11 protein-coding genes and 3 tRNA genes are annotated in these 10,546 nt (G+C 52.3%); 5 read left to right on the top strand and 9 right to left on the bottom strand.

The features are described 5' to 3' along the window. Positions 1-42 precede the first annotated feature (42 nt). Positions 43-237 (bottom strand): hypothetical protein, encoded by a 195-nt coding sequence (locus tag AC1EKS_RS06725; RefSeq protein WP_481008643.1) that lies wholly within the window; start codon positions 235-237, stop codon positions 43-45. Beyond that, complete coding sequence (locus tag AC1EKS_RS06720; protein ID WP_481008644.1) at positions 225-977, bottom strand: class E sortase; 753 nt, start codon at positions 975-977, stop codon at positions 225-227. The genes AC1EKS_RS06725 and AC1EKS_RS06720 overlap by 13 nt, the downstream gene beginning before the upstream one ends. 153 nt (positions 978-1,130) lie before the next feature. On the opposite strand from AC1EKS_RS06720, the gene AC1EKS_RS06715 reads away from it, so the two are divergent. Continuing rightward, a complete protein-coding gene (locus AC1EKS_RS06715; RefSeq protein WP_481008645.1) occupies positions 1,131-1,400 on the top strand; it encodes a cell division protein CrgA in 270 nt (89 codons plus the stop codon). Positions 1,401-1,812: 412 nt separating this feature from the next. Here the strand turns inward: AC1EKS_RS06715 and rpmG are convergent, their stop codons facing one another. The 5 genes from rpmG to AC1EKS_RS06690 all read right to left on the bottom strand — a co-directional run bounded on the left by rpmG (position 1,813) and on the right by AC1EKS_RS06690 (position 4,797). After that, the gene (gene rpmG / locus AC1EKS_RS06710; protein ID WP_481008646.1) at positions 1,813-1,983 is read right to left on the bottom strand and encodes a 50S ribosomal protein L33; all 171 of its coding nucleotides are present in this window, start codon (positions 1,981-1,983) and stop codon (positions 1,813-1,815) included. Between the two features lie 68 nt (positions 1,984-2,051). Continuing rightward, positions 2,052-2,125: transfer RNA gene (locus AC1EKS_RS06705), tRNA-Met, on the bottom strand. Positions 2,126-2,154: 29 nt separating this feature from the next. Continuing rightward, positions 2,155-2,227, bottom strand: a tRNA-Thr gene (locus AC1EKS_RS06700). A 94-nt stretch (positions 2,228-2,321) separates the two neighbouring features. Continuing rightward, positions 2,322-2,403: transfer RNA gene (locus AC1EKS_RS06695), tRNA-Tyr, on the bottom strand. A 102-nt stretch (positions 2,404-2,505) separates the two neighbouring features. Next, positions 2,506-4,797 carry a hypothetical protein gene (locus AC1EKS_RS06690; RefSeq protein ID WP_481008647.1) on the bottom strand — a complete coding sequence of 764 codons (2,292 nt, stop codon included), beginning with the start codon at positions 4,795-4,797 and terminating at the stop codon, positions 2,506-2,508. 195 nt (positions 4,798-4,992) lie between these two features. On the opposite strand from AC1EKS_RS06690, the gene AC1EKS_RS06685 reads away from it, so the two are divergent. From AC1EKS_RS06685 to AC1EKS_RS06670, 4 genes are all read left to right on the top strand, one after another. Then, a complete protein-coding gene (locus AC1EKS_RS06685) occupies positions 4,993-5,913 on the top strand; it encodes an ABC transporter substrate-binding protein (protein ID WP_481008648.1) in 921 nt (306 codons plus the stop codon). Between the two features lie 24 nt (positions 5,914-5,937). After that, positions 5,938-6,894, top strand: a complete 957-nt coding sequence (locus AC1EKS_RS06680; RefSeq protein ID WP_481008649.1) for an amino acid ABC transporter permease — start codon at positions 5,938-5,940, stop codon at positions 6,892-6,894. Beyond that, positions 6,891-7,736, top strand: a complete 846-nt coding sequence (locus AC1EKS_RS06675) for an amino acid ABC transporter ATP-binding protein (RefSeq protein WP_481008650.1) — start codon at positions 6,891-6,893, stop codon at positions 7,734-7,736. Before AC1EKS_RS06680 ends, AC1EKS_RS06675 begins: the two co-directional genes overlap by 4 nt. Before the next feature lie 358 nt (positions 7,737-8,094). Beyond that, positions 8,095-8,778: a YPYG domain-containing protein gene (locus AC1EKS_RS06670; RefSeq protein WP_481008651.1), complete on the top strand. Its 684-nt coding sequence runs from the start codon at positions 8,095-8,097 to the stop codon at positions 8,776-8,778. A 128-nt stretch (positions 8,779-8,906) separates the two neighbouring features. On the opposite strand, the gene amrS is transcribed toward AC1EKS_RS06670, so the two are convergent. Next, positions 8,907-9,992: an AmmeMemoRadiSam system radical SAM enzyme gene (amrS, locus tag AC1EKS_RS06665; RefSeq protein ID WP_481008652.1), complete on the bottom strand. Its 1,086-nt coding sequence runs from the start codon at positions 9,990-9,992 to the stop codon at positions 8,907-8,909. Next, a complete protein-coding gene (gene amrA, locus AC1EKS_RS06660) occupies positions 9,992-10,546 on the bottom strand; it encodes an AmmeMemoRadiSam system protein A (protein WP_481008653.1) in 555 nt (184 codons plus the stop codon). The genes amrS and amrA overlap by 1 nt, the downstream gene beginning before the upstream one ends.

The raw sequence follows: 10,546 nt of genomic DNA, 5'->3' as shown, positions 1-10,546 counted from the left end.
AAGGGTATGCCGTCGCTGTCAGCGCACTAACTAGTCAGTGCCCTAAAGCCAGCCTGCCGGGTTGACGCTATAGCCTTGGGGGCTGCCGACCGTAGTACCGGTTAAATCCAGGGTCTGAGAGATCCAGGGAAATAGCCACCAGAAGCTAGCCATAATGATTAGCGCGATTATCAGCACCACCTGCAGGAATTTCACCCACTTGGGGCCCGGAAGTAAATCCCAGATTAGCCCGCACATGCGTTGCCTCCTTCTGCCAGTTCCTTGGGGATACCGCTAGCTCGAGGTACCCAATGGTCGAAGTTGAGATGCACGATGTAACGTTCCCAGTTACCGTACTCCGGGTTACAGGTGGTCATAGTCATCAGTCGTTCGGTGGGTTGGACTCCCGGTTTTTCTGGTACCGGTAAGATCACATTCGATTGGGTAGGCAGCACAATCTTGTGCTCTTTAACCTTGTAGATTAGCCACTCATTTGCGGTTTCCATAACCACGGTATCCCCGGGTTTTAACACGTCAATGCGGCGGAAGTTAGAACCGAAAGAACGACGGTGGGCAGCAACCGAAAAGTTTCCGATTTGGCCCGGCAACGCGGTAGTTTCATAGTGCCCGGCAGCTCCGGTATTCAAAATAGTTTGCGTGGTACCTTCCTTAACCGGAATTACCATATAGTTCCATTTCGGAACGTGCAGCGCTCCCAGGGTTTCGTTCTCTTGCTTAATCCCAATACTGGGGGGAGGACTGGTGCGTTCATCCTTGGAAATACGATTGGGACAGGCTTTGTTTTCTTGCTGGAACGAGGACAAGGCCTTCTGGTTATAGTCGGCTACTTGCCAGTCGGTGACAAAAACGTCCCAGAAGGCGAATAACCCGGCGAGCAACCCCACGATAATTAATAGCTCCCCGAAAGCCGCGATGGGATCAAAGCGGTGACGGCGTTTCTTGTTCGCGGGCCGCGCTTGCTTGGTTTTCCTACTCATATTCTTCCGAGTTCGACTAATGTGAAGTTGGGACGATTGGTCCTGGTTTTATCCTAGACTCAATTTACCGGAAAACAGATCTAACTAGGTCTGCAGCCGCATTAACATTAGAATAAACCTAGCTAGTTAAATCCTACTTTTGGAGGTCACCTCGTGCCGGAGTCACGTAAGCGTAAAGGCGCTAAGCCCCACCGCGAACAGCAGCCAGAAGAATTAAACAAGTCTTGGGCTGCTGATATGAAGCCTTCTCCCAGCTGGTGGGCACCACTTTCGGTGGCGTTAATGCTCGTGGGACTGGTGCTGGTAGTGGTTTATTACATCACTTCAGGTGGCTACCCGATTCCAGGCGCCGGGAACTGGAACCTGGCTTTGGGCCTGGGCGTGGCCTTCGGTGGTTTTTTGATGCTCCTGCGCTGGAAGTAGTTTTTACCTTCGTTATGGTGCGGCAGGTATTCTACTTAGGAATACTTCTGCCGCGGGAGAACCCAAAATAACTGGGATCATTTGATCCGCTGATTATCAGTTCTACCTAGGTTGAGCAGCACCTTGACTACCATAAATGTGCCTTAATAATTCGCAAGATTCGAGTATTTGCCCACGTACCCGGGTCTATACCTAAAGATAAATGGTTGGGGGTCGCGAAAGTTGCGACCCCCAACCATTTACTAATATCGAGTTTTTACTTTTGCTTTCACTTTCGGCGTCGAAGCTGAGTCTTTTTCCCGCTATTCGGCGTAAGTCAGCGGGCACCTATCTGGTTTTCTGACTCACCACGTACCACTACTGAAAGTATCTGCAATCAACTGACGGTCACCGCCATCAGCGAGCCCCTACCTTAACGAGTCTCCTTGTGCATAGTGGACTTGCGGCAACGCGGGCAGTACTTCATCAGTTCCAGACGATCCGGGTTGTTCCGGCGGTTCTTCTTGGTGATGTAATTACGCTCTTTGCACTCGCTGCACGCCAAGGTGATCTTAGGGCGGACGTCGGACGACTTGCTGGCCATTCTTATTTACCTCTATGTCTCGGGCCGCCCGATCAGCGGCATTTTCTATTTCAACCTAAATTGAAAAGTAGCGAGGGCGGGGTTCGAACCCGCGACCTCACGATTATGAGTCGTGCGCTCTCACCAACTGAGCTACCCCGCCGCTTGAGTATTTGCCAAAACAAACCTCAGAGCCCCGACAGGGATTTGAACCCTGGACCTTCTCCTTACCATGGAGACGCTCTGCCTACTGAGCTATCGGGGCAACAGCAAACAAACCTGCTGGTTAAACGGATTTTACTCCGCTCTGCCAGTAAGCAGTTTACCTCTTTGCCGCCAAGTCCGAAGACTTAGCACCGTGGCGGGTGAGGGATTCGAACCCCCGAAGGCTACGCCGGCTGATTTACAGTCAGATCCCTTTGGCCGCTTGGGTAACCCGCCCCGTGCACTCAGGCACCCCAAAAGACTATCAAACGGAGTTGAGCATACAAAAACTCTGCGAAAGAAAGTTACCGACTTCACCGAATTTGGATTTTTTCGCGCCTAACTTCCTGGATTCACTTCCGCTTTAACACTCCCTTGCTCCCCGGCACTGAGGATTAGCATCGCATTCAGAGCGGGAAGGGTAAATAATCCCGCACATACTAGGATCAGGGCTCCGGAATCATTAGTTAGGGCCGCTAATACGGAGGTAAGTAGCACCCCCTGGGCAAAATAGGCGGCTCCCGGAATACGGCTCCAGGCAGTAAAACCTCCCCCAGATTTCTGCAGGCGGCGAGGACGATGTTCGGTTTGTTTACGTTTGCGTTTGAAAATATAGAAAATAGCTATCCCCATCCCCAGGATTAATAAAACCGTGAAAATGATGGGGCCACCAAAAGTATTTATCATCGCTTCGGCTTTGCGTTTAACAATAATCGCACCGCCCCCATTTGCGACCTCGGCAAGAAAACGCCCAAAATGGGTGCGTGCGGAGGGGCTAGCTAGCTTGTCTACCACTACAAATATCGTGGAAGCAAAGAATGCGGACACTATTAGAGCTACTACTTTCCCCGGCCCCACTTTCCTGCCTAGTACCCAATTCAAGGTGATCCCCACCCCCAGAACCATCGCCAGCGGACCACCTACATCGGCTCCTAGCCAAGGGAAGCCGTCTAGGATTACGGCTAGCGCAAGCAAGGCAAAACCGTAGGTAAAGTAGCGGCGGCGCCGCGCGGGAAACCGTGCCACTAAGGGGGCCAAAACCAAGCATTCTAGGGCCAAAACCGCCGAAAATAAGAAAGAATATTTATTGTTGTTGAGTCCGTAAAAACGGGTAGCGGCAGTGGCAGCAGAAGAAAACATGGCAGAGATTTGATCTGGAGAACCGGTTAACAGGCTGATAATTAACCAGAAGATCACCAGGGCCGCAGCTACCAGTACCGGCGCTGAAAAGCGCAGGTATGGCCAGCGCCGAGAAATAACCCTAGCTGCGGCTATACAAAACGCCGCCAAAACTAGGGCCATCGCGACTAGTAACAACAAGAACTGCACGGTGAGAAGCGGAACCGACATTTTTAGCGCGTTAGCAGTGAAATTGCCCCCGGTGCCTCCCAAAGCTCCAGCTGGAATATTTGAAGCTAGAAAACTGGCCGGCCCCAGCAGGCTGGCACTTAGACATATTCCTGCTATTAGGGTACGCCCACGACGTGAAAACCGGAGGCTGTCTTGCCGCAATAGGAATACCAAAAGCCCCACAGCCACCAGCAAGATAATCCCGGTTAGCACAATAAACCGTGCCTGCAGGATGCTTGCCTGATCGGAACGCAGAGACTGATTCCTAAGCCAGTCAAGATTTTCCGTTACCCCATAGTTGCGATCGACGCTAAAGGTTCCGCCTACCAAATAATCAGGACCGGTAATACCGGTTGCCGCGAGAATACGGCTGGTGAAATCAACGGTGGAGACCAGCCCTAGCTGGCGAGTAGAGGATGAACGAATGATCCCTGCTTTTACGCCGGGGCCGCGAGTAAACGCCATTCCTAAGTGGGGGGTGGCGGAATGATCGGCAACGTCCAGGCCGAAAACAATATCGGAGTCTTGCGCTGCTTTTAGGGCAGCAGTAAGAGACGCTAAAACCTGTTTAGTGCGGGGTTTGTTCGTCCTGTCTGCCCCTGGTAAACCATCTGCGGGAGTGGCGTTCAAGGAAGTGGGAGAAACTTTAATAGAGGTATTCGGACTTATCGAGCCCACATCGACGATAGTTACCTCTGCATCGCGCAAAACCGCTTTAACCTGCGAAGTTAAGGCAGAGGTGGCAGCGCGAGGCCGATAGTTTAGCACTTTCCCAGAGGTGTCCATGGCGGCCACTCGGGCTCCTGAACCGATAGCCGCCACCTTTTTACCCTTATCAGCCAAACTTTTCCCTAAAGTGCCGGGAAGCGCTTGCTCATTTTGCCGGGCAGCGTCCTGTCGCCATTCTTTGAGATAAGAGGCGGGGAAAGCTCCGTCTACAAGGGAGGGAATCTCCGGACAATGCCCCTGGGCGCGAGCCTTGGTAGGGGTTACCCGCATCCCTGTCGATAAGGTGACATAGCCATCTAAAGGACAGGTAGTTTTGGCGGCGTTGTGGCGAGTTAAGTTAGCTACACTCGCCACCCCGAGGGTGTCTAGGAATTCTTTACCCTCTTTTTCTTCTGGGTTGACATCCGACCAGGATAGACCGGAAGTGACCAGCACCAGCACGCGGGAGTGCGCACGAGCCTGAGCGTGCAAAGGGAAAAACAGCGCTACCACTAAGGAAAAAACCAATAGGCCGATAGCGCGTCGCGACCTGCGGGAGCAGCGTTTGTTCACGTCCCTAGCATATCGGGGTTTTGCTCGAATGAGCAGCGAAGCCCCTGCCTATCCGCAAACATTTGTAAATCCCACCCCGGGGAACTAAGGAAAACTGGAAAACCAGAGAGATGCCGAACACAAAATCCCCTAAATATTTTGCATAGTTATACATTGTGTTGCATACTTTCTACATACCTAGTGATTGGAGATATCATGAAACGCAAACTTGCGGCGCTCGCCGCCATTTCCCTAACTTCACTCGGCCTGGCAGCCTGCAGCTCCGGCAGCGGAACTGCCGCCGACCCGGTAGCTGATCCGGGAGAAAAAGGCTTCGACGTGTCAACTATTAAAGCCGACCCCGCCGTAGAAAAGCTGGTACCGGCAGACATCAAGAAAGCCGGAGTGCTAAAGAACGGCGCCTCAGTGGACTACGCCCCCGCCGAATATATGAAATCCGATAACAAGACTCCCACGGGTTACGACGTGGATATGGTCAAGGCGATCGCTAAAGTTATGGGGCTAAAGGACGGCACCACTACTCACGGCGAGTTCGACTCTCTGATCCCCCAAATCGGCACAAAATACGATATCGGAGTCTCCGGTTTCAGCATCACTAAAGAACGGGAAGCTGAGACCCAAATGGTTTCCTATGCGGAACTGGGATTCTCTTACGGGGTAGCCAAAGGCAATCCCAAGAAATTCGATCCTAAGAACCCCTGTGGCAAGACCGTCGGGGTACAGACCGGGACCGCCCAGCAGGACACCATTAAAGAGCTTTCTAAACAGTGCGAGGCGGACGGCAAACCCGCAATCACTGTAAAAGAGCACAAGATGCAGACCGAGATTGTTCCCAAGGTTACCGGCGGACAGTATGACGCGGTGCTAGCGGATTCCCCAGTGGTAGGTTATGCAGTCAAGATGAGCGGCGGGGAACTGGAGCTTATCGGTAACGCTTTTGAAACTGCCAAGCATGGCGTGGTCGTTAACAAAGATAACGATCAGCTGGCGAAAGCGGTACAGGCAGCACTGCAGAAGCTGATGGATGACGGTACTTTGAAGAAGATTTTCGCGGTTTACGGTTCCGATAACTTCGTCCTCGAAAAGGCCGAGATTAACCCGAAAGTTTCCGAGTAACATCCAAGGACTTAACCTTTAACTATGAATAGCCAACAAATTAAAGATGGCGCTACGCTAACCAGGCCGCGTCCGGTGTTTTCGCCGGGCCGCCTGGTTAGCGCGGTTGTAGTACTAATTCTGGCCGCCATGCTAGTGCATGGCCTGGTTAGTAATGAAAAGTTCCGTTGGGATCAGGTCGCGATTTATCTGTTCCACCCCACGGTGATGCGCGGCATCATGTGGACACTGATTCTGACCGTAGTTTCCATGCTGATCGGGGTATTCCTGGCGGTGACTATGGCGATTATGCGCCAGTCCCCTAACCCGATTATGAAGGGGGTGTCCTGGACCTATATTTGGTTCTTCAGGGGAACTCCTATCTACACCCAGCTGCTGTTTTGGGGAATGCTGCCCACCCTTTATTCCACCCTCTCCCTGGGAGTGCCTTTCGGTCCGGAACTGCTAACTTTCGATACCAACACGGTAATCAGTCCCGCGGTGGCCGCTATTTTAGGGCTGGGGCTTAACGAGGGCGCATACCTCGCAGAAATCGTGCGCTCCGGTTTGAACGCGGTGGATGCTGGGCAAGAGGAGGCGGCGCGCGCCCTAGGAATGCGGCGCAGTCAGATTCTGCGGCGAATTATTCTTCCGCAAGCGATGCGAGTAATCATTCCGCCTACCGGCAATGAAACCATTTCCATGTTGAAGACCACCTCCCTGGTCCTGGCAGTGCCCTTTACATTGGAGATTACTTTCGCAACGCAAACCATCGGGCAGCGCCTATTCCTGCCGATTCCGTTGTTACTGGTGGCAGCGATTTGGTATTTGACTATTACTTCGATTCTGATGGTGGTTCAAAGCCATATTGAAAGCTATTTCGGTCGCGGTTTTGATGAGCGTACCGGTGGGGATAAGAAACCCTCCGGACCAAGTAAGTTACGCGCCATAACCGAGTCTGGCACTACTAAAGACGATCCTTTCTTGGAGTACACCCCATGAGCTCACAACCAGAAAATCAACCTCTAATGGTGGACTTGCAGCACGTCCACAAGTTCTTTGGCGATCTTCACGTGCTTCGAGACGTAACTTTGCAAGTGGCTCCGGGGGAAGTGTGCGTGCTTCTCGGACCCTCTGGCTCCGGAAAATCCACCCTGCTGCGCTGCGTAAACGAGCTGGAACAGGTGTCTGGAGGGCGCGTTTACCTCAATGGAGAACTGTTGGGGATGGAAGAGGGCGCGCCCTCGAAAAATCCCATCCGCGCGTATTTAGATCGTCGCCGTGGGTCTCTCACCGAGCAGGGGACCGTATTGCGCCGCCTGACCGATAAGGAGATCGCGCGTCAGCGTTCCCAAGTAGGAATGGTGTTCCAGCGTTTCAACCTGTTCCCTCACAAGACCGCACTGGAAAACGTGATGGAAGCCCCTATGCAGGTGAAGGGAATCGTTAAAGATGAGGCACATGCGAAGGCACTGGAGCTGTTAGAGCGGGTCGGGCTGGCAGATCGCGCCGACCACTACCCTGCTCAGCTATCTGGTGGACAGCAACAACGAGTAGCCATCGCCCGCGCCCTCGCTATGGAACCGGAGTTAATGCTATTCGACGAGCCTACTTCCGCCCTCGATCCCGAATTAGTGGGGGAAGTGCTTTCAGTTATGCAAGATCTGGCGCGCGGAGGGATGACCATGATTGTGGTCACCCACGAGATTGGCTTTGCCCGGGAAGTCGCCGACCATGTGGTGTTCATGGACGAAGGTAAAATCGTGGAGCAAGGGACTCCTGACCAGGTTATTAATAACCCCCAGAATCCCCGCACCCAAGACTTTTTCTCCAAGGTGCTTTAGCTGGGAAAACTCTTCGGTTGCTAGACTTTTAGCGTAGAAATCTATCAAATTAGAAAACCTTACTACCAGCACATATATTCCATTCTGATGGATTTGGCGGTGTTCCACTGACGGGTTTGGAGATCTTTCCAGCTTTACAAATAAACGCAAAAGTGAGTTTTTCTCGGAAAGTGGGAATGCGAACGTCAAATTCCTAAACTTTTCCTTCACCCCATGGGTATCAACTTAATGAGCTATCACAACTAAATATTTCTATTTCTTCAAGCACGGATAATTTTAATGTTTTTAAAGTTAATAGTTGCTTTTACGTTCCCCACCCTCATAAATTGGCATCACAACCTAACTTAGGAGTGTTCCTGTGTCTGAAAATATTCAAACAAAAGATAAAAACAACAAAAAACCTTGGTATAAACGCTGGTGGGGAATTGCGGTAATCGTTATTGGCGCCCTATTTATTTTGGGACTAATAGTCAACGCGTTAACCCCTGCTAAGGCGGTTCCTAACGTAGTCGGAAAAACTGCAGCCCAAGCCGAAGAAACTCTTAAAGATGCAGGTTTTACCAACATAAAACTAAAATCTGAAGATGGCAAAATCGTTATAGCTAAAAATAATTGGGACGTGGTTTCACAGTCCCCGAAGGCAGGAGAAAAAACCAAACCAGCCACAGAAATCGAACTGGCTGTATCCCATGAGCGGATTGAAAAGGCGCAGCAGGAAGAAGAAAAAGCAAAACAGGCCGCAGAGAAAGCCGAAAACAAAAAACTAGAAGAGCAAAGAAAGGCAACCACTAACTCCGCTGGTCTGGACTCAATTGGAGCTAATCAAGCCTGCGGGGAAGCATGGAAAAACGCGTTACGCCTCAAGTACCCCTCATCAAAAGTAAAAGTTCATAGTATAACTGGGGTTCTACGTTCGGAAAAAGTGGGCGATAATTTTGAGGTTAAGCTAGAGGGCAGCGTAAATGGGGGCACCATTAACGTGGAATGCACCGTATCGGGTAACCGTGACAACCCGCAGGTAGATATGGTTGCGGTTTATTAAAACCGAGGCGCGCAGCCCCACTTTCGTTCCCGATCCTAAACTGGTGGGGGAAGTTTCTTTCATGCTGATGGATTTGGCTAGATTTGACTGATGGATTTGGCGCGGGATTGCCCACATCACCTCGACAACTAAAGCCGCACCGGGTAGGAGCGCAGCCCCCAGGTGCCGGGGCGAGAATCAAAATGTCCCGCTAGGGCTTTTCCACAATCAGGGCATTTGCCGGCCACCAGGTTATATTCGCGCAATTGATACCAGTCGCGGCTAATCAGCGCCTTACCGCAACCGGCACAATAGGTGGTGTCGGCCTGCGGATCGTGCACGTTACCCAGGTAGACATGCTTTAATCCGGCCTCGAGGGCAATCTCGCGGGCAGTGCGCAGCGTCCGCAAAGACGTAGGCGGAGTGTCTAGCATTTTATGATCGGGGTGAAAAGCGGTGAAATGTAGGGGAATCTCTGTGCCTAGCTCGCGCGCTATCCATTCGCATTCTGCCTGCAGCTGTGCTCGGTCATCGTTATAGCCGGGAATAATCAGCGTAGTCAGCTCCACCCAGGTAGCGGTGTTATGGACTACCCAGGCAATATTGTCCAAGATGTTGGTCAGGTGTGCCCCGGTTAAATGCCAGTAAAAGTCCTCGTTAAAGCCTTTTAGGTCGATATTTGCGGCGTCCATGACGGAAAAGAATTCGTCTCGAGCCTCGGGGGAAATATAACCGGCAGTTACCGCAATGGGGTGAATCCCCAGGGCGCGGCAGGCGCGGGCGGTATCAATGGCATATTCCGCGTAAATTACCGGATCGTTGTAGGTAAAAGCCACTGCCCGCACCGACATTTCTTGCGCAGCCGTCGCAATTTGCGTCGGGGATGCGGATTGCGCCAGGCGATCCCATTGCCGCGCCGCCGAGATTTCATGGTTTTGACAGAACTTACAGCCCAGGTTGCACCCGGCGGTGCCGAAGGAAAGCACGGGCGTTCCCGGGTAAAAGTGATTTAGCGGTTTCTTTTCCACCGGATCAATGCAAAATCCACTCGACCTGCCCCAGGTGGCAAGCACGATTCGCTCCCCGCGCCGCTCCCGCACAAAACAGTATCCCTTTTGTCCCTCCCGTAAGCGACAGTTTCGCGGACACAGGTTGCATTGGATTCTGCCGTCCTCTAGCCGGTGAAACCATTTTCCCGGAAGATCGGTTTCTTCCGCTATAGCCGAGGTACCCATTATTCGCTCCAGGCAGTCACCGTATAGGTTTGCACTTGCGCACGCGGATCCCACCACGAAGGAGGTAGCCCCGCTTTCATTTTCAGGTGCGCCAGGAATTCTTTAGGTTCGGGCAATTGTTCCCACACTTGGGGTAGGAAGGTAGCGCGGGCATATCCGGCATTAAGCACTACCCCGCTCACCTGGGGTTTTAGTTGGGCAATTACTTCTGCCTCGCTGCCTGCCTGCAAAGTTACCCGGGGGCTTAATACGGAGACTTCAATCTTGATATCGGACAGCTCCGCCCGAGTCACCGCGGGAAAACGAGGGTCTTGAAAGGCGGCAGCGCGCGCGTTTGCTATCACGTCGCGCCCCAGGGGACGGTATTCTTCCAGGCTGCCGATACACCCGCGCAGATTCGCGTTTTCGGTGAGGGTAACGAAACTGGCACCTTCTTCCTGCAACCAGGAGGGCGCATCTGTAATTACCGGGTCTGCCTGCTCTAATAGCGCGGTCTGGATAGCGTCGCGTGCCAGGGGTAATAATATTTTTCCGGCATCTGCGGGAACTGTCAT

The sequence above is a fragment of the Varibaculum sp. C0165D1 genome, assembly GCF_056590355.1.
This window is presented reverse-complemented; position numbering and strand designations above follow the sequence as displayed.